Raw genomic sequence first — 26158 nt, 5'->3', positions numbered from 1 at the left:
CGCAACTTTTTGTGTTGCGCTAGGGCTGTGACGGGTTTAGGTAGATTGAGTACATATCCGTTGCTGCGGTAACGGCGGCTTAGGGTTCCGCTCTTACAGCGGGTCACTTTTGTAAAGACACAAAAGTAACCAAAAAGTCTTTGCCCCACCACTCGGTGCCTCGCTAAGGCTCGGCATGCCAGAACGAAGGCTTGAATCCGTGGGCCGCCGCGATGGGCCATCCTTGGCCCAGCGCGGCTAACCCGGCGTCCTGCCGGGTTACCCACGGATTCAAGCCTGCGTTCAGCCATCGTGGTTAACGGGGCCTGTCAGATCAAGATCAAGATCTACAGCACGGCGGCCTAGTAGCCGACCTGAGTGGTTGAAGCAAAAGCAGGGCAACAGCACAGCAGGAACAGATCAAAAACAGAGCTGCTTTTCTGTGGGAGCTGGCTTGTCGGACCGCCGAACCGCTGCGATTGCATCAACTGGTTATGCCTGATGTACAGAGGTGTCTGCATCGCAGGCAAGCCAGCTCCCACCTTTGACCGAGTACACACATCTACCTGATGTACTGAGCTCAAAATGTGGGAGCGGGCTTGCTCGCGAATGCGGTGGTTCAGTTACAAATGAACTGACTGACACACCGCCATCGGGAGCAAGTCGAACCGTCGCACCGCCCCTCCCACAATTGAACCGAGTTCAGTTTCCAAAAACAGGTCGGCTGTCAGGCCGCCTCGTCTTTGCTTTTGATCTAACCACTCATTTCACCGGTGAATTTAGTTCGGCGTGTGTCGCTGCTGTCAGATTCACGCCAGGTTTTGTTCAGTCAACCGCTGCACCGCCAGGCGTCGGTAGTGTGAGGGCGTCATGCCCTTGAGCTGTTGAAAGCGTCGATTGAAGTTGGAAATGTTATTGAAGCCCGACTCGAAGCACACGTCGGTGACGGCCTTGTCGCCATCGGCCAGCAACTCGCAGGATTTGCTGATGCGCAAGCGGTTAACAAACTCGATAAACGTGCGCCCGGTGGCTTGTTTGAACACTCGCGAGAAATACGTGGGCTTCATCCCCAGGTATTCCGCCACTTCCTCCAGCGACAGCTCGCGTGCGTAATGGGCAAAAATGTAGTCCACCGCGCGGTTGGTGCGGTCGATGCTGTGCTCATCGGCCAGTTGCGGCGTGGTCACCCCCGACAGCAGTTGGTAGTCCTCACACGCGCTCAACACTTCCAGCAGAATAAAGAAGTGCCCCAGGCGCGCCATGCCTTGGGCCTCTTCGATGCGTTGCATCAAGGTCATGGCCTGGGCGATGGTCTTTTTGCAGCGAAATTCGATGCCGTACTGCGCACGTTCGAGCAACGGCGCCAGGCTCTTGAGTTCGGTGAAGATCTGGCTACCGCCCTCAAACAACTCATCGGTAAAATTCACCAGCATGTCGCGCTTGGGCACTACTTCGTCTTCCTCCACCTGGCTGATCCAGTTGTGGGGCAGGTTGGGGCCCGTGAGGAACAGGCTTTCAGGGTAGAAGTTACCGATGTAGTCGCCGATAAACACCTTGCCGGAGCTGGCGACGATCAGGTGCAGTTCGTATTCCTTGTGGAAGTGCCAGCGCACCAGCGGGCAGGGGAAGCCGTGTTGGCGATAGATGATGGACAGACCGTTGTGATCGTCCATCAGCTCGTAGGAAGGGTCGGTAATTCGCGCTGCTCGGGTCATGCTGCCGTCGCTTTATTGTGGTTGCTGCGTAGGATAATGCCCCCTTGCGCGCGACCCCGCCAGCGTCGGTGTTTATACGCTGCGGTTTTTCGCCTCGATCCACTGCGACATGTATTGCGTACTCTTGTGCGCGTGATGACGCAGCATGCTGCCAATGAAGTTGTCCCGGCGGTGGGCCGAAAGGTTGCTGCGGCACTGCTCCAGGCATTCCACCAGCGCCGGGCCGTGGACGGCCAGGTCGTAGCGACGGGCGAGCAACTGGCGACCGTCTTCCTGGGCCTGGGTCCAACGTGTCTGGTCTTGATACAGCGCTACAGCAGCGGCGGCCAGGGCAGAGGCGCTGTGTTCGATCGCGCCCGGCCAAGGCTGCTCATCGCCCATGCCCTCGGCACCGATGGGCGTGGTGATATTCGGCGTGCCGCAGAGCATGGCATCGGCCAGCTTGCCCTTGATGCCGGCACCAAAACGCAGTGGCGCCAGGCAGATACGCGCGGCGCTCATCACCTGCAGCGCATCTTCGGCCCAGTTCATCACGTGAAAACCTTGGGCGGGGTTGTGCAGGGCGGTGGCCTTGGGCGGCGTGTAGGAGCCGTATATGTGCAGTTGAGCGCCCGGCAATTGCTGGCGGATCAGCGGCCAGAGGCTGTTCTTCATCCAAAGCACCGCATCCCAGTTGGGGGCGTGGCGGAAGTTGCCGATGCTGAGGAAGTGCGCGCGGTCTTCAAACGGTGCGAAGGCGTCGGTCGGCGGCGCCAGCATCAGCGGGCACCAGTGGAGCAGGGCGGCCGGCACCTTGAACTGCTCGGTGAGCAGCCGGGCTTCGACGTCGGAGATCATCAAGCTGATGTCACAGCGCAAAATCGCCGCGATCTCACGCTTGGCCACGTCGGTGTCGGCCATTAATTGGAACTCTTCCAGCAACGCGGGGGCGAACAGTGCACTGAAGTCGTCGCCGTGGGGGTACGCCTTGAGGTGATCCTTGAGGCGCTGCTGGCGAGCGTCGCGCAGGCTCTGCAGGTCGCAGGTCTCGAGCACACGCAGGGCGTCGGGGCAGTGCTTTTCGACACGCCAGCCGAACTGCTCCTCCATCATGAAACGGTCGAACAGCACGATATCCGGCGCCAATTCGCGGATAAACTCATCGAAACTGCTGTTATTGAGCTCGATGGCGCACTCGCTGATACCCAGCGCCTGCAAATCAGCCTTGTGCTCGCCAACGGTCGCCGGGCTGGCGAAGGTAATGTCCCAACCTTGTGTAAGAAACGTCTCGAGAATCTGCATCATGTGCCCGCCGGCGGCCGAGGAGCGGGGTTCCGGCCAGACATAACCAATGACCAGGACTTGGGTGGCGGGCTGCTTCATCAACAACGGTTTCCTTGCAGGGTGGGCGAAAAGCGCGCAATTAAACCATAGCTACTGTTAATCGGGTGCCGGCATGACAATTTACGTTCGGCCATAGGTAGCCACGGCAGTTTGTGGTTAACTTCTGCGTCTCGAATTCGTTAAATCAAACCCAGCATAAGGATTCCGTTCATGGCTCAAGTCACCCTTCGTGGTAACCCTGTCCAGGTTGAAGGCGAATTGCCGAAAACCGGTTCCACCGCCCCAGAGCTCGCCCTGACCACCGTCGATCTCTCCGAGGCGACCCTGGAAACTTTCGCCGGCAAGCGCAAAGTGTTGAACATCTTCCCAAGCGTTGACACCCCAACCTGCGCGACGTCGGTACGCAAGTTCAACGCCCAGGCCAACGAATTGAGCAACACGGTCGTGTTGTGCATCTCCTCCGACCTGCCATTTGCCCAGAAGCGTTTCTGCGGCACCGAGGGTCTGGACAACGTCCTGAGCCTGTCGGACTTTCGCAACGCCGACTTCGCCGTTGACTACGGTGTATCCATCGCTGACGGCCCACTGCAAGGCCTGACCGCCCGTGCCGTGGTGGTATTGGACGAGAACAACAACGTGCTGCACAGCGAGTTGGTCAGCGAAATCGGCCAAGAGCCGAACTACGAAGCAGCCCTGGCTGTTTTGAAGTAACTGTTTCAGCGCATTACTGTCTTTTGGCAGTAACACGCTTGATAGATGATTGCGGCCTGGCCTAGTCCAGGCCGTTTTCATTTAGAGTCAGCGGTTTAGCGAAATAGCGAACGGACTAAGGTCAGAAGTTAAAAGTTGTAATCCAAGGTAAATAGCCGGTAAAGACGCTTTTCTTAATGCGCCCCAGTGCTTATCTTTCAGCCTCCCAAAGTAGAAGCTCTCGCGCCCAATGGTTGATCACTCCATGCAATCCTCCCCCCGCAACTCCCGCCGCTGGCTGTTTGGCCTGCTCGTGCTGCTGGTTATCGCCGGCCTGTGCTGGAAATTCTGGCCCGGCAGCCACAAGGATGCCGCCGCGCAGAAACCGGCCGGGCACACCGGCAAGACGGGGATGGCGCGCCCCGGCTTCGGGGGTTCTACCGGCCCGATTCCGGTGCGTGTGGCGCCGGCGGTCACGGGCGAGTTCCCGGTGTACTACAAGGCGTTGGGCACGGTGACCGCGCTCAATACCATCAATGTACGCAGCCGGGTGGGCGGTGAGCTGGTGAAGATCGCCTTTGAAGAAGGGCAGATGGTCAAGGCCGGTGACCTGCTGGCGGAAATTGACCCGCGCAGCTACCAGAACGCCTTGCTCCAGGCCCAGGGCACGCTGATGCAAAACCAGGCGCAGTTGAAAAACGCCCAGGTCGACGTTCAGCGTTACCGTGACCTCTATGCCCAGGACAGTATTGCCAAGCAGACCCTGGACACCGCCGAAGCGCTGGTCCTGCAATACCAGGGCACGGTCAAGACCAGCCAGGGCGCGGTGGACGACGCCAAGCTCAACCTCGAGTTCACCAAGATCCGCGCGCCGATCAGCGGCCGGGTGGGCTTGCGTCAGGTCGACGTCGGCAACCTGGTGGCGGCCAACGACACCACCTTTCTCGCGGTGATCACCCAGACCCAGCCGATCAGCGTGGTCTTTACCCTGCCGGAAAACACGCTGGACACCGTCCTCACCCGTTACCACGCCGGCAACAAGCTGCCGGTGGAAGCCTGGGACCGTGGCGACGCGAAAAAACAGGCCGTCGGTGTGCTGCAGAGCCTGGACAACCAGATCGACGTGACCACCGGCACCCTGAAGTTCAAGGGCCGTTTCGATAACAAGGACCAGGCGCTGTTCCCCAACCAGTTCGTCAACGTGCACCTGCTCGCCGATACCCTGCACAACGTGGTGCTGGCGCCTTCTGCCGCGATCCAGTTCGGCAACAACGGCACCTTTGTCTACAAGCTCGATGGCGACAAGAAGGTCAAGGTTCAGCCGCTGGTGGTGGGCGATACCGATGGCGACAACACCGTGATCAAGGAAGGCCTGGCCGCCGGCGACCGTGTGGTACTGGAAGGCACCGACCGCTTGAAGGACGGCAGCGAAATCGAAGTGGTCAACGACAGCAGCGAAGTGCCGACCACGCCGACCGGGCACCTGCAAGGCAAGCCCGCCGCGAAAGGGGAGACCGGCGCTGACGCCGGCAAGGCGCAAAAGGTCGGTTCATGAACCTGTCGCGGCTGTTCATCCTTCGCCCGGTTGCCACCACGCTGAGCATGCTGGCCATTATATTGGCCGGCATCATTTCGTATCGCTTGCTGCCGGTATCGGCCTTGCCCCAGGTGGATTACCCAACCATCCGGGTGATGACCCTGTACCCAGGCGCCAGCCCGGATGTGATGACCAGCGCCGTCACGGCGCCACTTGAGCGCCAGTTTGGGCAAATGCCCGGCCTGACCCAGATGGCGTCGACCAGCTCGGGCGGTGCGTCGGTGCTGACCCTGCGTTTCAACCTCGACATCAATATGGATGTCGCCGAGCAGCAGGTGCAAGCCGCGATCAACGCCGCGACCAACCTGCTGCCCAAGGATTTACCGGCGCCGCCGGTGTACAACAAGGTCAACCCGGCGGACACCCCGGTGCTGACCCTGGCGATTACTTCCAAGACCATGTTGCTGCCCAAGCTGAATGACTTGGTGGATACGCGCATGGCGCAAAAGATTGCGCAGATCAGTGGCGTTGGCATGGTCAGCATCGCCGGTGGCCAGCGCCAGGCCGTGCGGATCAAGGTCAACCCCGAGGCCCTGGCCGCCAATGGCTTGAACCTGTCGGACGTGCGCACCTTGATCGCAGCGTCCAACGTCAACCAGCCCAAGGGTAACTTCGACGGCCCGACGCGGGTGTCGATGCTCGACGCCAACGACCAGTTGGTCTCACCCCAGCAATACGCCGAATTGATCCTGGCCTACAACAATGGCGCACCGCTGCGCCTTAAAGACGTCGCACAAATTGTGGATGGCGCCGAAAACGAACGCCTCGCCGCCTGGGCCAATGAAAACCAGGCCGTGCTGCTGAATATCCAGCGTCAGCCGGGCGCCAACGTGATTGAGGTGGTTGACCGTATCAAGGCATTGTTGCCGAGCATTACCGACAACCTGCCGGCCGGCCTGGATGTGACGGTGCTCACCGACCGTACCCAGACCATTCGCGCCTCGGTCACCGATGTGCAACACGAATTGCTGATCGCCATTGCCTTGGTGGTGATGGTGACGTTCCTGTTTTTACGCCGTGTCAGCGCCACGATTATTCCGTCCATCGCGGTGCCGCTGTCGTTGATCGGCACCTTTGGCGTGATGTACCTGGCAGGTTTCTCGATCAACAACCTGACGCTGATGGCCCTGACCATCGCCACCGGTTTTGTGGTCGACGATGCCATCGTGATGCTGGAGAACATCTCGCGTTACATCGAAGAGGGCGAGACGCCGCTCAATGCTGCGCTCAAGGGCGCCAAGCAGATCGGCTTCACGCTGATTTCCCTGACCCTGTCGCTGATCGCGGTATTGATACCGCTGCTGTTTATGGCTGACGTGGTGGGGCGGTTGTTCCGCGAATTCGCCATCACCCTGGCGGTGGCGATCCTGATTTCCCTGGTGGTCTCGCTGACCCTGACGCCGATGATGTGCGCGCGGCTGCTCAAGCGTGAACCCAAGGAAGAAGAACAGAGCCGTTTCTACAAAGCCAGCGGCGCCTGGATCGATTGGCTGATCGCGCGCTATGCAAGCATGTTGCAGTGGGTGCTCAAGCACCAGCCGCTGACGCTGTTGGTGGCCATCGCGACCCTGGGTCTTACCGTGGTGCTGTACCTGGTGGTGCCCAAGGGCTTTTTCCCGGTGCAGGACACCGGCGTGATCCAGGGGATTTCCGAGGCGCCGCAGTCGATTTCGTTTGCCGCCATGAGCCAACGGCAACAGGCGTTGGCCAAGGTGATCCTGGCTGATCCAGCGGTTGAAAGCTTGTCGTCCTATATTGGTGTGGATGGCGATAACGCCACCCTCAACAGCGGGCGCCTGTTGATCAACCTCAAGGCTCACGGCCAGCGCGACTTGAGCGCGGCCCAGGTGATCACGCGGTTGCAGCCCGAAATCGACAAGCTGGTGGGCATTCGCCTGTTCATGCAGCCGGTGCAGGACCTGACCATCGAAGACCGTGTGAGCCGCACCCAGTACCAATTCAGCATGTCCTCGCCCGACGCCGAGCTGTTGGCGCTGTGGAGCGACAAACTGGTACACGCTCTCAGCCAGTTACCGGAACTCACCGACGTCGCCAGCGACCTGCAGGACAAAGGCTTGCAAGTATTCCTGGTGATCGACCGCGATGCGGCCTCGCGCCTGGGTGTGAGTGTGTCGACCATCACCGACGCGCTGTACGACGCCTTCGGCCAGCGGCAGATTTCCACCATCTATACCCAGGCCAGCCAGTACCGCGTGGTCTTGCAGGCTCAATCCGGTGAAACCCTCGGGCCTGCGGCCCTGAACCAGATCTACGTGAAAACCACTGATGGCGGCCAAGTGCGCCTGTCGAGCCTGGCCCATGTGGAGCAGCGCCAGGCGCAGTTGGCGATCTCGCACATCGGCCAGTTCCCGGCAGTGATGATGTCGTTCAACCTGGCCCCCGGCGTCGCGCTGGGCAAAGGCGTGGAGCTGATCAACCAGACCCAGAAAGACATCGGCATGCCGATCGGCGTGCAGACCCAATTCCAGGGCGCGGCCCAAGCGTTTGAAGCGTCGCTGTCGAGCACCTTGCTGCTGATTCTGGCAGCGGTGGTGACCATGTACATCGTGCTGGGTGTGCTCTACGAGAGTTACATCCATCCGATCACCATCCTTTCAACCTTGCCATCGGCAGCAGTGGGGGCGTTGCTGGCGTTGCTGCTCAGTGGCAATGACCTGGGCATGATCGCGATCATCGGCATCATCCTGCTGATCGGCATTGTGAAGAAGAACGCGATCATGATGATCGACTTCGCCCTCGACGCCGAACGCAATCAGGGCCTCGACCCGCAGACGGCCATCTATCAAGCGGCGCTGTTGCGTTTTCGGCCCATCCTGATGACCACGTTGGCGGCGTTGTTTGGTGCGGTGCCGTTGATGTTGGCCACCGGTTCCGGCGCCGAGTTGCGCCAGCCGTTGGGTCTGGTGATGGTCGGCGGTTTGCTGGTAAGCCAGGTATTGACCCTGTTCACCACGCCGGTGATCTACCTGTATTTTGATCGCCTGGGCCGTCGCTGGCGCAAAGAGCCGCAAAGCCTGGAGCCGGTTGAGTCATGAACCTGTCCGGACCGTTTATTCGCCGGCCGGTAGCGACCATGCTACTGAGCCTGGCGATCATGTTGCTCGGTGGCGTCAGCTTCAATTTGCTGCCGGTGTCACCGCTGCCGCAGATCGACTTTCCGGTGATCGTGGTGTCGGCCAGTTTGCCCGGCGCCAGCCCCGAAGTGATGGCATCTACCGTGGCCACGCCGCTGGAGCGCTCGTTCGGCGCGATTGCCGGTATCACCACCATGAGCAGCTCGTCGAGCCAAGGCTCGACGCGGGTGATCCTGGCGTTTGACTCCGACCGTGATATCAACGGCGCGGCGCGCGAAGTGCAGGCGGCCATCAATGCCTCGCGCAACCTGTTGCCCAGCGGCATGCGCAGCATGCCGACCTACAAGAAGATCAACCCGTCCCAGGCGCCGATCATGGTGCTGTCGCTGACCTCTGACGTGTTGCAAAAGGGCGAGTTGTACGACCTGGCCTCGACCATCCTTTCGCAAAGCCTGTCCCAGGTGCCCGGTGTGGGTGAAGTGCAGATCGGCGGCAGCTCCCTGCCGGCGGTGCGCATCGAGCTGGAACCCAAGGCCCTCGACCAGTACGGCGTGGCCCTTGACGATGTGCGCAACACCATCGCCAATGCCAACCAGCGCCGGCCCAAGGGCTCCCTGGAAGACAGCGAGCGCAACTGGCAGATCCAGGCCAATGACCAGCTTGAAAAAGCCAAGGATTACGAACCGCTGCTGATTCGCTACCAGAACGGCGCCGCCTTGCGCCTGGGCGACGTAGCCAAAATCAGCGACGGGGTGGAAGACCGCTACAACAGTGGCTTTTTCAACAATGATTCAGCGGTGCTGCTGGTGATCAACCGCCAGTCCGGCGCCAACATCATCGAGACGGTCCGGCAGATCAAGGCCCAGTTGCCGGCGTTGCAGGCGGTGTTGCCATCGAGCGTCAAGCTCAACCTGGCCATGGACCGCTCGCCGGTGATCACCGCCACGCTGCATGAAGCCGAGATGACCTTGCTGATTGCCGTGGCCCTGGTGGTGCTGGTGGTGTACCTGTTCCTGGGTAACTTCCGCGCATCCTTGATTCCGACCCTGGCGGTGCCCGTGTCGCTGGTGGGCACCTTTGCGGTGATGTACCTGTTCGGTTTTTCGTTGAACAACTTTTCGCTGATGGCGCTGATCCTGGCCACCGGCCTGGTGGTGGACGATGCCATCGTGGTGCTGGAGAACATTTCCCGGCACATCGACGATGGCGTGCCGCCGATGAAGGCGGCTTACCTGGGGGCGCAGGAAGTCGGCTTTACCTTGTTGTCGATGAACGTGTCGCTGGTGGCGGTGTTCCTGTCCATCCTGTTTATGGGCGGCATCGTCACCAACCTGTTTCGTGAGTTTTCGATCACCTTGTCGGCGGCGATCATCGTTTCGCTGATCGTGTCGTTGACCTTGACCCCGATGCTCTGCGCGCGTTGGCTCAAGCCGCATGTCAAAGGCCAAATGACCGGCTTGCAGCGCTGGAGCCACAGAATCAACGAGCGCATGGTCGCGGTTTATGCCACCAGCCTGGACTGGGTGCTGCGCCATCGGCGCCTGACCCTGCTCAGCCTGTTGCTCACCGTGGGCGTGAACATTGCGCTGTACGTAGTCGTGCCGAAAACCTTCATGCCGCAACAGGACACCGGCCAGTTGATCGGCTTTGTGCGCGGCGACGACGGGCTGTCATTCAATGTGATGCAGCCGAAGATGGAGACCTTCCGCAAAGCCGTGCTCAAGGACCCGGCGGTGCTCAGCGTGGCCGGTTTTATCGGCGGCAACAACGGCACCAACAACGCAGTGATGCTGGTGCGCCTCAAGCCTATCGCCGAGCGTAAGCTTTCCGCCCAGGCGGTGATCGAACGCCTACGCAAGGAAGTACCGTTGGTGCCGGGTGGGCGCCTGTTCCTGATGGCCGACCAGGACCTGCAATTTGGCGGTAGCCGCGACCAGACCAGTGCGCAGTATTCCTACATCCTGCAGAGCGGCGATCTGGCGGCGTTGCGTCTGTGGTATCCGAAAGTGGTCGCTGCCTTGCGCGAGCTGCCGGAGCTGACCGCCATCGACGCCCGCGAAGGCCGTGGTGCAGCGCAGGTGACGCTGGTGGTTGATCGCGACCAGGCCAAGCGCCTGGGCATCGACATGAGCATGGTCACAGCAGTGCTGAACAATGCCTACAGCCAGCGGCAGATTTCGACCATCTACGACAGCCTCAACCAATACCAGGTGGTGATGGAGGTCAACCCGAAATACGCCCAGGACCCGATCACCCTGAACCAGATGCAGGTGATCACCTCCACTGGCGCACGGGTGCCGTTGTCGACCATTGCCCATTACGAAAACAGCCTGGCCGACGACCGCGTCAGCCATGAAGGCCAATTCGCCTCGGAAGACATTGCCTTCGACATGTCGCCCGGGGTGACGGTGGAGCAGGGCACGGCCGCCATCGAGCGGGCGGTTGCCAAGGTGGGTTTGCCAGAAGATGTGATTGCCAAGATGGCCGGCACCGCCGATGCGTTCGCGGCGACCCAGAAGGGCCAGCCGTTCATGATCCTCGGGGCATTGGTGGCGGTGTATTTGGTGCTGGGCATTTTGTATGAAAGCTACATTCACCCGCTGACCATCCTCTCGACCTTGCCATCGGCCGGTGTCGGCGCGTTGCTCTCGATCTACCTGCTGGGCGGCGAGTTCAGCCTGATCTCGTTGCTGGGTCTGTTCCTGCTGATCGGGGTGGTGAAGAAGAACGCGATCCTGATGATCGACCTGGCCCTGCAGCTGGAACGCCATGACGGCATGAGCCCGTTGGAGTCGATTCGCAGCGCTTGCTTGCTGCGCCTGCGGCCGATCCTGATGACCACGCTCGCCGCCATCCTCGGGGCCTTGCCGTTATTGCTCGGTTCGGGCGACGGCGCGGAAATGCGCCAGCCTCTGGGCCTGACGATTATCGGCGGCCTGGTGTTCAGCCAGATCCTGACCCTTTACACCACCCCGGTGGTTTACCTCTATCTCGACCGCGCGCGCCACCGCTTCAACGCTTGGCGCGGTGTGCGTACCGATGCTGCCTTGGACACTGCGCTATGACCGATTCAACGAATGCCATGTGGCGAGGGAGCTTGCTCCCGCTGAGCTGCGCAGCAGCCCCAAAGAACTTTCGCCACACCACAAGCATCGGTAATGGTGTGAAAGTGTTGGCACTGCTGCTGTGCGGTGCATTGCTCAGCGCGTGCGCCATCGGCCCTGATTACAAGCGCCCTGAGGTCACCGAACCCGCGCAATTCAAGGAGGCCCAGGGCTGGAGCCAGGCGACGCCCAGCGATTCGCTGGCGCGTGGTGCCTGGTGGGAGTTGTACGGCGACCGTCAGCTGAATGACTTGGTGACCCGTCTGAACAATGCCAACCAGACCGTGGCCCAGGCCGAAGCACGTTTTCGCCAGGCCCAGGCCCAGGTGCGCAGCGCGCGCGGTGCGTTCTTTCCAACGGTGGACCTGAGCGCCGGGAAAACCCGTGCGAGCCAGGGCACCGGCAGCAGCAACGCGAGCCTCAGCAGTTCCAGCAGCGGTATCCGCGATACCCTCAGCGCGCAATTGGGCGTGAGTTGGGAGGCGGACGTGTGGGGCAAATTGCGCCGTGGGCTGGAAGCCAATGAAGCCACGGCCGAGGCCAGTTCGGCGGACCTGGCGGCGATGCGCTTGAGCCAGCAATCGGAACTGGTGCAGGACTATTTGCAGCTGCGCGTCATGGATGAACAGACCCGACTGTTGCAAGCGACGCTGGACACTTACCAGCGTTCGCTGAAAATGACAGAAAACCAGTACCGCGCCGGGGTGTCCGGCAAGGATGCGATTGCCCAGGCGCAAACTCAACTCAAGACGACCCAGGCGAGTTTGATCGACCTGATCTGGCAGCGGGCCCAGCTGGAAAACGCGATTGCGGTGTTGATCGGTGAGGCGCCGGCCAATTTCAATCTGGCGGTGAGCCAGAATATTCCGGCACTGCCGCAGATTCCTGTGAGCCTGCCGTCGCAATTGTTGGAGCGTCGTCCGGATATTGCTTCGGCTGAGCGTTCGGTGATTGCTGCGAATGCGAATATCGGTGTGGCCAAGGCGGCTTATTACCCGGATTTGACCTTGAGCTTGGCGGGCGGGTATTCCAGCAGTACCTACGCGGACTGGATCAGTTTGCCGAATCGTTTTTGGTCGGTCGGGCCGAAGTTGGCGATGACCCTGTTTGACGGCGGGCAGCGTTCGGCGGAGGTTGACCGGACGGTGGCGTCTTATGACGAGACGGTGGCCAAGTATCGCCAGACGGTGCTGGATGGGTTCCGTGAAGTGGAAAACTACATGGTGCAGCTCAAGGTGCTGGAAGATGAGGCGGTGGTGAGCAACGAAGCCTTGGACGCGGCGCGCGAGTCGCTGCGGTTGACCGAGAACCAGTACAAGGCGGGGTTGATTGCTTATCTGGACGTGGTGACGGTGCAGGCTACGGCGTTGAGTAATGAGCGGACCGTGCTGACGTTGTTGCAGACGCGGTTGGTGGCGAGTGTGCAGTTGATTGCAGCGCTGGGTGGTGGCTGGGATGGGCAGGTCGCGGTTAAGGAGTGACCTTGTACATATCCGTTGCCCCACCACTCGGCACCTCGCCTGCGTTCGGCCATCGTGGTTAACGGGGCCTGTCAGATCAAAAGCAGAGCACGGCGGCCTAGTAGCCGACCCGAGTGGTTGAAGCAAAAGCAGATCAAAAGCACAGCAAAAGAAGATCAGCTTTTCTGTGGGAGCTGGCTTGCCTGCGATGCAGACACCTCGGTACATCAGTAAGACACAGTCGATGCCATCGCAGCGGTTCGGCGGTCCGACAAGCCAGCTCCCACCTTTGACCGAGTACACACATCTACCTGATGTACTGAGCTCAAAATGTGGGAGCGGGCTTGCTCGCGAATGCGGTGGTTCAGTTACAAATGAACTGACTGACACACCGCCATCGGGAGCAAGCCCCTCCCACAATTCAACCGAGTTTGGCTGCCAGCACCGCAGTGCTCTGCTTTTTTGTGGGAGCTGGCTTGCCTGCGATGCAAACACCTCGGTGTATCGTAAGCGCTCCATGAACCCCACCGACTTCAAGATGGGGGGCGCTTAGCTAGGCGATGCCGGCGAGCAGTTCCACGGCAACAGGGCTTCATAATCTTCGACAGAGGTCGCCGTTGGCAGGCGCTCCAGTGTGTGGCGCAGCCACGCATAGGGCTCTTGGCCGTTGGCTTTGGCCGTCTCAACCAAGCTATAAAGTTGAGCGCTTGCCTTGGCTCCTCTGGGCGTATCACTGAACAGCCAGTTCTTTCTTCCGATCACGAAGGGGCGGATGGCTCGTTCAGCGGCGTTGTTATCAATCGGCAGGTAACCTTCCTCGACGTACCGTTCAAGCTTTTCCCAGTTGTTTGCCAGATAGGTAACTGCTTTGCCAAGTGCATTCTGTGTAGTCACATAGGGCAGTGTTTTGCGCATCCACTCTCTGAGTTGCCCCATTACGTGGCAGCTCAAGTCCTGACGAGCTTTTTTGCGTACCTCGTCGCTTTTTTCCTTGTAAGCGATCTCAATACCGTACAACTTGCTGATCAGTTTCAAGGCTATATCTGCGCGCCCCGTCTTGCCTTTGGGTTGCACTTTTTGTGCTTCCACGAACTTGCGACGAGCATGCGCCCAACACCCTAGGCGCTCGACCCCAGCTTGCGCGCCCAGCGCGTTGTAACCGGCGTAATCATCCGTCATCAGATAGCCGCGATAACCTTCGAGCAGGCGCGTTGGTACCTCCTGCGCGCGACTGGTGGAGTAGTCGAAAAGGATTACGGGTTTATCTGGCGGGCCGCCGGTTTGCACCCACATCCAGGACTGGCTGCTTGGGTCTCGGTCAGGCTCTTTCAACACCTGCACCCGCGTTTCATCGCAATGGATGACGCGGCTGGCTAGCAGGCTATCGCGCATTAAATTCAATAGTGGCTGGAAATGCTCGCCGCACTGGATAACCCAGCGGGCCAAGGTCTGACGAGGGATATCGATGCCGTGACGAGCCAGCACTTTTTCAAAGCGATGAAGCGGTAAACCGTCCACGTACTTAGTGGTCAGCAGCATCGCCAGAACACTTGGGCTGGCCATGCTTTTTTCAATCAACTGAGCGGGTTTGTCCGCCGTGACTGGCGCCGTTTCACAGTCGCGGCAACCATAGACTTTACGAACGTGCTTGATCACTCGGATCTGCATCGGCACGATTTCAAGCTGCTCGCTGACTTCTTCGCCAATGGCGTGTTTACGGCAGCCGCAGACGCAAGTCAGTTCATGCTCTGGAAGCTCATGGATGACTTCGATACGCGGCAAGTCGGCCGGCAGCTTTTTGCGCTTGCCGCGCCGCCTGGTCGGAGCTACGACCTCTTCTTCTGAAGTCTCTGCGGCAGGCTCAACTTCATGTTCAGCTTCGTTGAACAGCGCCATCTGCGGAGTCGCTGGATCGACCGCTTGCTCAGACTTTCGGGCGAACAGTCGTTGCCTTAGCAGCGCCACTTGCTCTTCGAGCACACCCACTCTGGATTGCATCTTCGCAAGCATCTGCTTGAGCAATTCAGGATCATCCGGGAGGTCTTCGGGCATGGAATTCATGCCCTGGATTATACCGAATCAGGCTACGAATCGCGGTGTCAAAACCTGATGAGGACGATTGCGCCAGAGGTCAAAGCCATCGAGCATCCAGTTGAGTTCCTGGACGGTCAGAACTATCGCCTCGTCGGTGGCGTCAGGGGATGTTTTGAATCGTTCGGACTCGAGGCGTTTGAGCCAAAGACAGAAGCCGTTGCGCTCCCAGTAGAGGATTTTCACGCGGTTGCGGGATTTGTTGAGGAAAACAAAAAGCACGGGGTCGAAGACCGCCACCTTTATATCCAACTCGACCAGCGCCGCCAGGCCGTCGATCGATTTTCGGAAGTCGACCGGCTTGGGGTACAGATACACTTTTTCGACTTTGGCATCGGGTCGCATCATGGCGAGCTGGCTCCTGAGAGAATCGGAAGCACAGCATCCGGGATCAGCCAAGCGCTTTGAATGTGGGGTTTATGGAGCGCTTACGGTGTATCAGGCATAACCAGTTGATGCCATCGCAGCGGTTCGGCGGTCCGACAAGCCAGCTCCCACCTTTGACCGAGTACACACATCTACCTGATGTACTGAGCTCAAAATGTGGGAGCGGGCTTGCTCGCGAATGCGGTGGGCCATTCACCAGCTGCATCAACTGACACACCGCCATCGGGAGCAAGCCCCTCCCACATTAAACCCAGTTCAGCTTCCAAGATCAGGTCGGCTGTCAGGCCGCCTCGCTTTCGCTTTTGATCTAACCACTCAGGTCGGCTACTAGGCCGCCGTGCTGTAGATCTTGATCTTGATTTTGATCTTAGGCGCCCCGTCAACCACGCTGGCCTCACGCAGGCTTTGGAGCGGGGGTAAACCGGCAGGACGCCGGTTTAGCCGCGCTGGGCCAAGGATGGCCCATCGCGGCGGCCCCCGCTCCAAAGCCTGCGTGAGGGCACACCGAGCCGGAGGCGAGGTGCCGAGTGGTGGGGCAAGAGCCTTTTGGTTACTTTTGGGCTCTTTTCAAAAGTGACCCGCTGTAAGAGCGGAACCAATCCAAACCATCACCCAAACAACGGATATGTACGCAATCCAACCCCCACCCCAAGCCAACAGATTGACGTCAAAACGCCACTGATGGCCCCATGATAATTAATCAACTGCCCAATAATTATTCTCGCTACAATCGGCCGCTTTGCCACCTGGCACGGGCGTTCCACGCCCGTCAGTTCTGAGAAACCCCATGCTGATCGGTAGCTATTCCCCCTCCTTGGTCGTGATCTCCCTGTTCGTCGCGATCCTGGCGTCCTACACCGCGCTGGACCTGGCCGGCCGCATCACGACCGCCAAAGGCCGCGCCGTCTATGGGTGGATGACGGGCGGTGCAGTGGCGATGGGCATTGGCGTCTGGTCCATGCACTTTATCGGCATGTTGGCCTTGCGCCTGCCATTTGCCCTCGGCTTTGACCTGGGGATCACCGCGCTGTCGCTGCTGATCGCGGTATTGTCCAGTGGCTTTGCGCTATGGCTCGTCAGCCAACCCCGTCTACCGGCGTGGCAACTGGCGTTTGGCGCGCTGATCATGGGGGCGGGCATCAGCAGCATGCACTACACCGGCATGGCCGCTATGCGCATGACCCCAGGCATCGACTACGACCCGACGCTGTTTGGCGCTTCGTTGTTGATCGCCGTTGTGGCATCCGGCGCTGCGCTGTGGATCGCCTTCAACCTGCGCCGCAATACGCCTTACGTACGCCTGGCGCGCGGTGGTGCAGCGGTGGTGATGGGCATCGCAATCGTCGGCATGCATTACACCGGCATGGCCGCCGCGCAGTTTGATGACAACAGTTTCTGCGGCGCTGCGCTGTCGGGCCTGAGCGGCAAGGGCCTGGACAACCTGGTGCTGGTCACCACCCTGGCGGTGTTGATCATCGCGTTGCTGACCTCGTTGCTCGACGCCCGCCTCGAAGCGCGCACTGCCGTACTCGCGGATTCCCTGACCCTGGCCAATCAGGAACTGACCCACCTGGCCTTGCATGACATGCTCACCGGCCTGCCCAATCGCACGTTGCTCGCCGACCGCATTCAACAAGCCATTCAGGCCGTGAAAGAGCAGGGCGGTTGCTTTGCCCTGATGTTTATCGACCTGGATGGTTTTAAACCGGTCAACGATGCCTTTGGTCACCACATGGGTGACCAGTTACTGCGCGAAGTGGGCTTGCGCCTGCGCGAGGATCTGCGCAGCCAGGACACCCTGGCACGGATCGGCGGTGATGAATTTGTGTTGCTGGTGCAATTGTCCCAGCCGGACGATGCCATGGGCCTGGCCGAGCGCCAGGTCGGGCTGATCAACCGGGCGTTCACGGTGGCTGAGCATGAGCTGAAAATTTCCGCCAGCATCGGCATTGCCCTGTTCCCGGGCAACGGCGGCACTCCTCAGGAACTGTTGATGAATGCTGACGCCGCGATGTACCACGCCAAGGGCATGGGCAAGAACGGCTACAGCTTCTTTGATGTGTCGATGAACACCAATGCGCGCAAGCAACTGCAGTTGTTGCAGGACCTGCGCAATGCCCTTGAACACGAACAATTGCGGCTGTATTACCAGCCCAAATTCGACGCGGTCAGCGGTCTGCCCGTGGGCGCCGAAGCGCTGCTGCGCTGGGAGCATCCGCAGCAGGGTTTATTGTTGCCGGCCGCGTTTATCGAGTTGGCGGAAAAGACCGGGTTGATTATTCCCATCGGCGAGTGGGTGCTGAACGAAGCGTGTCGCCAGATGCGCGTGTGGTACGCCCAAGGCTATGAAGACTGGCGCATTGCGGTGAATCTGTCGGCACTGCAGTTTTGCCATGCCGGGTTGGTCAACAGTGTCGCCGCAGCCCTCGACCGTCATCAGTTGCCCGCCAATAGCCTTACCCTGGAAATTACCGAAACCACCGCCATGAGCGATGCCGACGCGAGCATGACCGTGTTGCAGCAGCTGTCGGACATGGGCGTCGACCTGTCCATCGATGACTTTGGCACCGGCTATTCCAGCCTGATGTACCTCAAGCGCCTGCCGGCCAACGAGCTGAAGATCGACCGCGGTTTTGTCCGCGATCTGGAACATGACAGCGACGATGCTGCGATCGTCTCGGCCATCGTCGCCCTCGGCCAGGCCCTTGGGCTGCGGATTGTCGCCGAAGGCGTGGAAACCGACGTGCAGCAGAGCTTCCTGACGCGTTTGGGCTGCAACTCCTTGCAAGGCTATCTGTTGGGGCATCCACTGCCGGCTGACGGTTTCATGGCTGACATCCTGCGTGCCGAAGATGCGCTAGCGCCTGACAAAAGCTGCGGGTGACGGGTATTCTTGGATCCAACCCTACCCAACAGGTTGAACCAGGAGAGCGCACGCATGGACAAAGTCGTCATCATCACCGGGGGCAGCCGTGGCATCGGCGCCGAGACGGCACTGCTGGCCGCTCGCGAGGGCTACCGCATCTGCATCAACTACCAGTCCGATGAAAATGCTGCCCATAGCGTGCTGGAACAGGTACGTGACCTGGGCGCCCAGGCGATTGCGGTGCGCGCTGACGTGAGCATTGAAGATGAAGTGATTGCGCTGTTCAGTCGCGTGGACGCTGAGTTGGGCCGTGTCACCGCACTGGTCAATAACGCGGGCACCGTCGGGCACAAGTCGCGGGTCGATGAGATGTCCGAATTCCGTATCCTGAAAATCCTGAAGACCAACGTGCTCGGGCCGATCCTGTGTGCCAAGCACGCGGTGCTGCGCATGTCACCCAAGCATGGCGGGCAGGGCGGCAGTATCGTCAACGTGTCATCGGTGGCCGCGCGCCTGGGTTCGCCAGGTGAATACGTCGACTATGCCGCCTCCAAAGGCGCGCTGGACACCTTCACCCTGGGCCTGTCGAAAGAGGTGGCGGGTGAGGGAATTCGCGTCAACGCCGTGCGCCCTGGTTACATCTTCACCGACTTTCACGCCCTCAGCGGTGACCCGGACCGCGTCAGCAAACTGGAGCCCGGTATTCCCATGGCGCGTGGCGGGCGCCCGGATGAAGTGGCGGAAGCGATTATCTGGTTGCTGTCGGACAAGGCTTCCTACACCACCGGGACGTTCCTGGATTTGGGCGGCGGTCGTTAACGTTACGGGTCATCAGGTGGGCAGAAAGCGCAGCGTTTCATACCCGTGCCAGGAAAACTGTTGGAGCAGCCTGGCTTCCGAATTGTCCACGTTGCCAAAGCCGTCTTCGAAAAACCCATCGATATACCCATTGCGGCTATCGCTGGCGTTCAGGGTTCGGTCGTCTACGTTATCGATAAAGCGCAATACTTTGTCCAGGTCGTAGGCAGCATCGGCCCTGGCTTGTGGGTCTGGATTGGCGTCAGTCCAGTCACCGACCCGCTTTTGGAGGTCATCGCCCACCTGGTAATGATCGCGGCCTTGCAGGAAGCGTTTCACGACTGAGCTTTGCTCGATAATCCGTTCTGCCGAGCGGTGGTCACCTCTGGGGCGGCCAAGGGGGCTAGTCATCTCGCGCACTTGTCTCTGCTCGGCTGCGCGCATGTAGTGTGGAGGGATGGGGAGTAGCCTTAAACGCTGGGAGGTGACAGACATACACATGGGGAAAACCTGTAAGTTGAACCAAGAGATGCGCACTTATCTACCCAAGCAATGTGCGCCTCTTTGTGTGGCTCTCTGTTCAGATGGGTTCCTGCCTAGAACGACCGCACAATACGTCCCAATGTCTCCATCGCCTTCTCCGACGCCTCGGTCCAGGGGCTGCCATAGTTCAAGCGAATGCAATTGCGGAAGCGCTGGGTCGCCGAAAAAATCGGCCCCGGCGCAATGCTGATGCCTTGGGCCAAGGCCATCTGGAACAACTTCAGCGAGTCGGTCTGTTCCGGCAGTTCCAGCCACAGGAAATACCCGCCGGCCGGCTGGCTGACCCGCGTTTGCGTCGGGAAATAACGGGCGATGGCCGCCAGCATGGCGCTTTGTTGTTCTTCCAGGGCATAGCGCAATTTGCGCAAGTGGCGGTCATAGCCGCCGTGTTGCAGGTAATCGGCAATCGCCGCCTGGGCCGGCATCGAGGGGCACAACGAGGTCATCAGCTTCAAGCGCTCAACCTTCTGCGCGTAACGCCCAGCCGCAACCCAACCCACGCGGTAACCTGGGGCGAGGCTCTTGGCAAAGGAGCCGCAGTGCATCACCAGGCCTTCGGTGTCGAAGGCTTTGGCCGGTTTCGGCGCGTGTTGCCCGTAATACAATTCCGCGTATACGTCATCTTCGATCAGCGGCACCTGATGACCGCGCAGCAGTTCCACCAACGCCTGCTTCTTCGCTTCCGGCAGGGTGGCGCCCATGGGGTTCTGGAAGCTGGTCATGGTCCAGCAGGCCTTGATCGGGTAGCGCTCAAGGCTTTGCGCCAAAGCGCTGAGGTCGATGCCATCACGCGGGTGCACGGGGATTTCCACCGCCTTGAGCTTCAGGCGCTCCAGCACTTGCAGGCAGGCATAAAACGCCGGTGCTTCAATGGCCACCAGGTCGCCCGGTTCGGTTACCGCCTGCAGGCACAGGTTCAGCGCTTCGAGGGCGCCGTTGGTGATCAGCAGTTCTTCCATGGGCAGCATCAGGCCGCCGACCATGTAACGCAGGGCAATTTGCCTGCGCAGTTGCGGGTTGCCAGGCGACATGTCGGTGACTACCAGGCGCGGGTCCATCTCGCGGCCGGCGCTGGCCAGGGAGCGCGCCAGGCGTGGCAGCGGAAACAGCATCGGGCTGGGGAAGGCCGAGCCGAAGGGCACCGTATTCGGGTCCTTGATGGAATCAAGCACCGAAAACACCAGCTCACTCACGTCCACTTCAGTGGATTCATGCACGTGCTCGCTCACCACCGGCTCGGAGAACGGGCTTGGCGCATGGGTGTTGACGAAGTAACCGGAACGCGGCCGTGCGCGAATCAGGCCGCGACGCTCCAGCAGGTAGTAAGCCTGGAACACGGTGGATGGGCTGACGCCGTAGGTCTGGCTCGCATAGCGCACCGACGGCACGCGCTGGCCGGGCCCAAGGACGCCGGAGCGGATCAGTTCTGCGATGTCATCGGCGAATTTTTCGTAGCGTTTCATGAGGGCCTTAAAAACAATTTTACAGTAGGTACGCCGAGCAAAATGTGGGCCCTCGGCGCTTTCAAAACACAGACCTCAGCGGTTTATCGGCGCCACAAAGCGGCTGTCGGCAGCACTGTAGATCCACGGTTCATCCACATCCGTCACCTTGAACCGCAGGGTTTGTGAACTGCTCGCCGGCTTGTCGGCCAACAACGCCACCGACACCGGTACATCGCTGATTTCCCCCGGCGCAAGGCTGATCTCGGTCTTGCCTTGCAACTGGAAGCCATCGGCATCGACCAGCTCCAGGCGGTAGTCCTGGCGCTGCTGGGTCTTGTTGATGACCTTGAGGCTGTAGATGTTTTCAATCAGGCCCTGGCTATTCTCACGGAACAGGCCACGGTCCTTGGTCACGTCCAGCGACACCATCGGCCGCCCCACCAAGGCCATCACCAGGGCCGCAATCATCACCAGCAGCACGGCACTGTAGCCGATCAGCCGTGGCCTGAGCAGATGGGTTTTGCCGCCTTGCAATTGGTGTTCAGAGGTATAGCTGACCAGGCCACGGGCATAGCCCATCTTGTCCATGATCGAATCACAGGCGTCGATGCAGGCTGCGCAGCCGATGCACTCCATTTGCAGGCCGTCACGGATGTCGATGCCGGTGGGGCATACCTGCACACACAGCTGGCAGTCGATGCAGTCGCCCAGGCCGGTGTCCGCAGGTTTGGCGTCACGTTTGCGGGGGCCGCGGTGTTCGCCACGCGCCGCGTCATAAGAAATGGTCAGGGTGTCCTTGTCGAACATCACGCTCTGGAACCGCGCATAAGGGCACATGTGCATGCACACCGCCTCGCGCAGCCAACCGGCATTGATATAGGTGGCAGCGGTGAAAAACAGCACCCAGAACAGGCTTACTCCACCCATCTGCCAGGTCAGCAGCTCCATGGCCAAGGGGCGAATGGGCGTGAAGTAACCCACAAAGGTCAGCCCGGTGAGCACGCTGATGCCCAGCCACAACGTATGTTTGGCCGAACGCCGTGCCAGTTTGTTCAGGCTCCAGGGCGCCGCTTGCAGTTTGATGCGCTGGTTGCGTTCGCCTTCGGTGACCTTTTCACACCACATGAACAGCCAGGTAAACGAGCTTTGCGGGCAGGTGTAGCCGCACCACACGCGGCCTGCGAATACGGTAATCGCAAAGAGGCCGAAGGCGCAGATGATCAGCAGCGCCGACAACAGGATGAAGTCCTGTGGCCAGAAGGTTGCGCCGAAAATGTGGAATTTGCTTTCAGCCAGGTCCCACAGCACCGCTTGCCGCCCAGCCCAGTTCAGCCACACGGTGCCGAAAAAGGCTACAAACAAAACGCCTGCACCGCTCACGCGCAAGGTGCGGAACAGGCCGGTAAAGCTACGGGTATGGATAAGATTGTCGCTGGATTTGGCCTTCACCTTCTGCGGGTGTATGGGCTCAAAGGTTTCCACGGTTGGGATTCTTTCGCTCATGGTCGTTCGCTCATCAGCCTCCATCAGGCCGATGAACTATGAGCGCCGCTCTGTTTGCATAACAGACTCAGCTACGTAGATAAAAAGCGGATCAGATAGGCATTTTGAGCAGGCCTGCGACGATATGCTGCACCCCACGGCGCCTGGAGTGCAGCGGTATCGAGCGTGTGTTGATACAGATCAATCAAATCACCGAATCACTGTCGGTCGCCTTCAGGTGATTGCGCCCGTCCACGGCACCGGCGACGGTCAAGGCGTCGGCCTCGGCTTCGGTGATGTAGATCCTGTCGTTATCCACTATTACAAAAGACATGGCTTTGAGACTGTCGGTACTGACTGTCACATCGGGGGCGGACAGGCTGCGCTCCTGGCCGTTTTCGTCGACCTTGAAATAGCACGTCTGGTTTTTGATACGTACTGGCATGGTGATTTCCTTTCCCTAAGCTGGTGAACGTTAGGGTTCGGGGCCGAGTCAACGGTTCCAGGCAACTGACTGGCGGTCGCCGCTGTCCATCTCTTACTAACAATCACAAAGGACTGCTTTCCATGGACGCCTGGTGGAGTGAAGTGTGGCAAACCCTGCAAGCCGAATTCGCTGACATCGGCGATGCCAAGCAACTCACCCAGATCACCGTGCGCTTGCTGATCGCCGCGATCCTGGGCGGTATTCTCGGGTTTGAGCGCGAGCACAAAGGCAAGGCGGCGGGTGTACGCACCCACATGTTGGTGGCATTGGGAGCGGCCCTGTTTGTGCTGGTGCCACAGATGTCCGGCAACCAGGCGGATGCCATGAGCCGCGTGGTGCAGGGCGTCATTGCGGGCATCGGCTTTCTCGGTGCCGGGACGATTATCAAAGGCAAGGATGATGAAGAGGGCCACGTAAAGGGCCTGACCACCGCTGCCGGCCTGTGGATGACGGCTGCAATTGGGGTTGCTGCCGGCATGGGCCGGGAATCGACAGCGGTGCTCAGTACCTTGTTGGCGTTAGCGGTATTCAGCGTTATGCCCCGTATCGTCAAGCTTTTCGAAAGTCGCAATGATCAGCGTTGAGGTCCGACGGGCGGGTGATTCAAACGATTACCGGCGGCATGGTTGTCGGCGGCTCCTGCACCGGTGGCTGCTCGTCCTCAGGGGGCTCGCGCTCCGGAATCGGTTCAGGGTGGGTCGGCGGCAATGTCGGTTCGTCGATATTCGGATCAGGTGTTTCAGCCGGGATCGGGATATTCATGGGTGTGGCCTCCTTTGTGCTTTGCTCTACCGGTGGACAACCGCCGGGCAGATTTGATTCCCCGCTCAATGGCGGTATATCCACCTGAACTTTTGCACCCACGGCAGGCTCGGACCTATTACGGCCCTGCTCAGGGAGAGCGCTGCCGCCTCAGAATTCGGATCAAGCAAAGAGCGTCCACAGGGCGTAAGGGGAAGATGCTCGATGACTGCTGAAACACTCGCTCCAGATGATTCCATATTGCCGCTGTCCCAGGCTTTGCTATTGCCCAGGATCGCTATCGAAAGCACTGCGCCGGTGATCGATGGCGGCGAATTTGCCGTAAAGGCGGTGGTTGGCCAACGGGTCAATGTCACCAGCAAGGTGTTCGCCGACGGCCACGACAAGCTGGCCGTGCTGATCCGCTGGCGCCCGCTGCAGGACGAAAGCTGGCACAGCGTGGTGATGGCCGACGTCGGCAATAACGGTTGGGAAGGCGCTTTTACGGTTGCTCAGCAAGGCCCCCACGAATATTGCATTGAAGCCTGGATCGATACGTTTGCCAGCTTCTGCTACGAATTGCGTAAAAAGCACGAAGCTGGCGTGCCGGTCAGCCTTGAGTTGCAGGAAGGGCGCAGCCTGGTGCTGCAGGCGGCCGAGCGCAGTGACAATGAGCTTCGTGACCGCTTGATGTTGTTGCACCACGAACTCTCCGGGCTGCTGGAAACCGAGCAGGTCGCGCAGTTCCTGCACGAAGACAGTGCGCACTTGATGACCCAGGCCGATCACCGCGCCTACTTGAGCGTCAGCCCCGTCTACCCGATTGATGTGGAGCGCGAGGCTGCGCAGTTTGCCAGCTGGTATGAGCTGTTTCCCCGCTCGATCACCGACGATCCCGCGCGCCATGGCACCTTCAACGATGTTCACTCACGCCTGTCGATGATCCACGACATGGGTTTTGACGTGCTGTATTTCCCGCCGATCCACCCGATTGGCCGCAGCCACCGCAAAGGCAAGAACAACTCCCTGACGGCCGGCCCGGATGACCCTGGCAGCCCGTACGCGATTGGCAGCGAGGAGGGCGGCCACGAGGCCATCCACCCGCAACTGGGCAGCCGCGATGACTTCCGCCGCCTGGTCAAGGCCGCCGCCGACCATGGCCTGGAAATCGCCCTGGACTTCGCGATCCAGTGTTCCCAGGACCACCCGTGGCTCAAACAGCACCCCGGTTGGTTCAACTGGCGCCCGGACGGCACGATCAAATACGCGGAAAACCCGCCGAAGAAATACCAGGACATCGTCAACGTCGACTTCTATGCCGCCGACTCGATCCCTGGCCTGTGGACCGAGTTGCGTGACGTTGTGGTGGGCTGGGTGGAAGAGGGCGTGAAGACGTTTCGCGTGGACAACCCTCACACCAAACCGCTGCCGTTCTGGCAATGGCTGATCAGTGATGTGCGCTCGAAGCACCCTGAGGTGATCTTCCTGGCTGAAGCGTTCACCACCCCGGCAATGATGGCGCGCCTGGGCAAGGTCGGCTATTCGCAGAGTTACACCTATTTCACCTGGCGCAATACCAAGGCCGAGCTGAGCGAATACTTCGCGCAGTTGAACGAGTCACCGTGGCGCGAGTGCTACCGGCCGAACTTCTTCGTCAATACCCCGGATATCAACCCAGGCTTCCTGCATGAGTCCGGCCGCCCGGGCTTCTTGATCCGCGCCGCGCTGGCCACCATGGGCTCGGGCCTGTGGGGCATGTATTCGGGCTTTGAGTTGTGCGAAGCGGCGCCAGTGCCGGGCAAGGAAGAGTACCTGGACTCGGAGAAGTACCAGATCCGCCCGCGCGACTTCACGGCGCCGGGCAATATCATTGCCGAAATCGCCCAGCTCAACCGCATTCGCCGGCAGAACCCTGCATTGCAGACGCACTTGGGCTTGAAGCTCTACAACGCCTGGAACGACAACATCCTGTACTTCGGCAAGCGCAGTGAAGACGGCAGCAATTTCATCCTGGTGGCGGTCAACCTCGACCCGTTCAATGCCCAGGAAGCGAACTTCGAGTTGCCGCTGTGGGAAATGGGCTTGCCGGATGACGCCCAAACCCAGGGCGAAGACTTGATGAGCGGCCATCGCTGGACCTGGTACGGCAAGACCCAGTGGACGCGGCTGGAGCCGCACACCCCCTTCGGAATCTGGCGAATCACCGCCTCCTGAGTCTGGCGACGATCAAAATGTGGGAGCGGGCTTGCTCGCGAATGCGGTGTGTCAGTCAACACACGTGTCACTGTTCCACCGCATTCGCGAGCAAGCCCGCTCCCACATTGACCGAGTTCAGTCTCCGGATTTTCAGTATTT

18 protein-coding genes are annotated in these 26158 nt (G+C 60.0%); 9 read left to right on the top strand and 9 right to left on the bottom strand.

What is annotated here, in order from left to right; all coding sequences use genetic code 11:
- Nucleotides 1–788: 788 nt before the first annotated feature.
- Both ACA065_RS16860 and ACA065_RS16855 read right to left on the bottom strand, forming a co-directional pair.
- Nucleotides 789–1694, bottom strand: coding sequence for a helix-turn-helix domain-containing protein (locus ACA065_RS16860; protein ID WP_497690665.1), 906 nt, complete (start codon nucleotides 1692–1694; stop codon nucleotides 789–791).
- A gap of 72 nt (nucleotides 1695–1766) precedes the next feature.
- Nucleotides 1767–3056 (bottom strand): glycosyltransferase, encoded by a 1290-nt coding sequence (locus ACA065_RS16855; RefSeq protein WP_497690664.1) that lies wholly within the window; start codon nucleotides 3054–3056, stop codon nucleotides 1767–1769.
- A gap of 171 nt (nucleotides 3057–3227) precedes the next feature.
- Between ACA065_RS16855 and tpx the strand changes: the two genes are divergently transcribed.
- The 5 genes from tpx to ACA065_RS16830 all read left to right on the top strand — a co-directional run bounded on the left by tpx (nucleotide 3228) and on the right by ACA065_RS16830 (nucleotide 12984).
- Nucleotides 3228–3728 carry a thiol peroxidase gene (gene tpx / locus ACA065_RS16850; protein ID WP_497690663.1) on the top strand — a complete coding sequence of 167 codons (501 nt, stop codon included), beginning with the start codon at nucleotides 3228–3230 and terminating at the stop codon, nucleotides 3726–3728.
- A 229-nt stretch (nucleotides 3729–3957) separates the two neighbouring features.
- Nucleotides 3958–5262 (top strand): MdtA/MuxA family multidrug efflux RND transporter periplasmic adaptor subunit, encoded by a 1305-nt coding sequence (locus ACA065_RS16845; RefSeq protein WP_497690662.1) that lies wholly within the window; start codon nucleotides 3958–3960, stop codon nucleotides 5260–5262.
- A complete protein-coding gene (locus ACA065_RS16840; protein WP_497690661.1) occupies nucleotides 5259–8360 on the top strand; it encodes an MdtB/MuxB family multidrug efflux RND transporter permease subunit in 3102 nt (1033 codons plus the stop codon). The genes ACA065_RS16845 and ACA065_RS16840 overlap by 4 nt, the downstream gene beginning before the upstream one ends.
- On the top strand, nucleotides 8357–11464 hold the full coding sequence (locus ACA065_RS16835) for an efflux RND transporter permease subunit (protein ID WP_497690660.1): 3108 nt from the start codon (nucleotides 8357–8359) through the stop codon (nucleotides 11462–11464). Before ACA065_RS16840 ends, ACA065_RS16835 begins: the two co-directional genes overlap by 4 nt.
- Nucleotides 11461–12984, top strand: coding sequence for an efflux transporter outer membrane subunit (locus ACA065_RS16830; RefSeq protein ID WP_497690659.1), 1524 nt, complete (start codon nucleotides 11461–11463; stop codon nucleotides 12982–12984). Before ACA065_RS16835 ends, ACA065_RS16830 begins: the two co-directional genes overlap by 4 nt.
- A gap of 528 nt (nucleotides 12985–13512) precedes the next feature.
- On the opposite strand, the gene tnpC is transcribed toward ACA065_RS16830, so the two are convergent.
- Together tnpC and tnpB are read right to left on the bottom strand one after the other, a co-directional pair.
- Nucleotides 13513–15024, bottom strand: coding sequence for an IS66 family transposase (gene tnpC / locus ACA065_RS16825; protein ID WP_497690658.1), 1512 nt, complete (start codon nucleotides 15022–15024; stop codon nucleotides 13513–13515).
- An 18-nt stretch (nucleotides 15025–15042) separates the two neighbouring features.
- Nucleotides 15043–15402 carry an IS66 family insertion sequence element accessory protein TnpB gene (gene tnpB, locus ACA065_RS16820; RefSeq protein ID WP_339541464.1) on the bottom strand — a complete coding sequence of 120 codons (360 nt, stop codon included), beginning with the start codon at nucleotides 15400–15402 and terminating at the stop codon, nucleotides 15043–15045.
- Between the two features lie 826 nt (nucleotides 15403–16228).
- Between tnpB and ACA065_RS16815 the strand changes: the two genes are divergently transcribed.
- Together ACA065_RS16815 and ACA065_RS16810 are read left to right on the top strand one after the other, a co-directional pair.
- Nucleotides 16229–18325: a putative bifunctional diguanylate cyclase/phosphodiesterase gene (locus tag ACA065_RS16815; protein WP_497690657.1), complete on the top strand. Its 2097-nt coding sequence runs from the start codon at nucleotides 16229–16231 to the stop codon at nucleotides 18323–18325.
- Between the two features lie 54 nt (nucleotides 18326–18379).
- Nucleotides 18380–19126, top strand: coding sequence for an SDR family oxidoreductase (locus ACA065_RS16810; protein WP_497690656.1), 747 nt, complete (start codon nucleotides 18380–18382; stop codon nucleotides 19124–19126).
- A gap of 12 nt (nucleotides 19127–19138) precedes the next feature.
- Here ACA065_RS16810 and ACA065_RS16805 read toward each other — a convergent pair whose 3' ends face one another.
- From ACA065_RS16805 to ACA065_RS16790, 4 genes are all read right to left on the bottom strand, one after another.
- Nucleotides 19139–19516: a hypothetical protein gene (locus ACA065_RS16805; RefSeq protein WP_497690655.1), complete on the bottom strand. Its 378-nt coding sequence runs from the start codon at nucleotides 19514–19516 to the stop codon at nucleotides 19139–19141.
- 185 nt (nucleotides 19517–19701) lie between these two features.
- On the bottom strand, nucleotides 19702–21111 hold the full coding sequence (mapR, locus tag ACA065_RS16800; RefSeq protein WP_497690654.1) for a GntR family transcriptional regulator MpaR: 1410 nt from the start codon (nucleotides 21109–21111) through the stop codon (nucleotides 19702–19704).
- Between the two features lie 75 nt (nucleotides 21112–21186).
- On the bottom strand, nucleotides 21187–22596 hold the full coding sequence (ccoG, locus tag ACA065_RS16795) for a cytochrome c oxidase accessory protein CcoG (protein WP_497690653.1): 1410 nt from the start codon (nucleotides 22594–22596) through the stop codon (nucleotides 21187–21189).
- A 184-nt stretch (nucleotides 22597–22780) separates the two neighbouring features.
- The gene (locus tag ACA065_RS16790) at nucleotides 22781–23020 is read right to left on the bottom strand and encodes a DUF3203 family protein (protein WP_497690652.1); all 240 of its coding nucleotides are present in this window, start codon (nucleotides 23018–23020) and stop codon (nucleotides 22781–22783) included.
- Between the two features lie 122 nt (nucleotides 23021–23142).
- Between ACA065_RS16790 and ACA065_RS16785 the strand changes: the two genes are divergently transcribed.
- Nucleotides 23143–23646, top strand: coding sequence for an MgtC/SapB family protein (locus tag ACA065_RS16785; RefSeq protein ID WP_497690651.1), 504 nt, complete (start codon nucleotides 23143–23145; stop codon nucleotides 23644–23646).
- 19 nt (nucleotides 23647–23665) lie between these two features.
- Here the strand turns inward: ACA065_RS16785 and ACA065_RS16780 are convergent, their stop codons facing one another.
- Nucleotides 23666–23824, bottom strand: coding sequence for a hypothetical protein (locus ACA065_RS16780; RefSeq protein ID WP_497690650.1), 159 nt, complete (start codon nucleotides 23822–23824; stop codon nucleotides 23666–23668).
- 204 nt (nucleotides 23825–24028) lie between these two features.
- Between ACA065_RS16780 and ACA065_RS16775 the strand changes: the two genes are divergently transcribed.
- Complete coding sequence (locus ACA065_RS16775; RefSeq protein WP_497690649.1) at nucleotides 24029–26017, top strand: alpha-1,4-glucan--maltose-1-phosphate maltosyltransferase; 1989 nt, start codon at nucleotides 24029–24031, stop codon at nucleotides 26015–26017.
- Nucleotides 26018–26158 lie beyond the last annotated feature (141 nt).

The organism is Pseudomonas sp. LBUM1640 (assembly GCF_059716225.1).
Note: the sequence above shows the minus strand (reverse complement) of the source record. Positions and strands in the feature narration are given on the sequence as shown.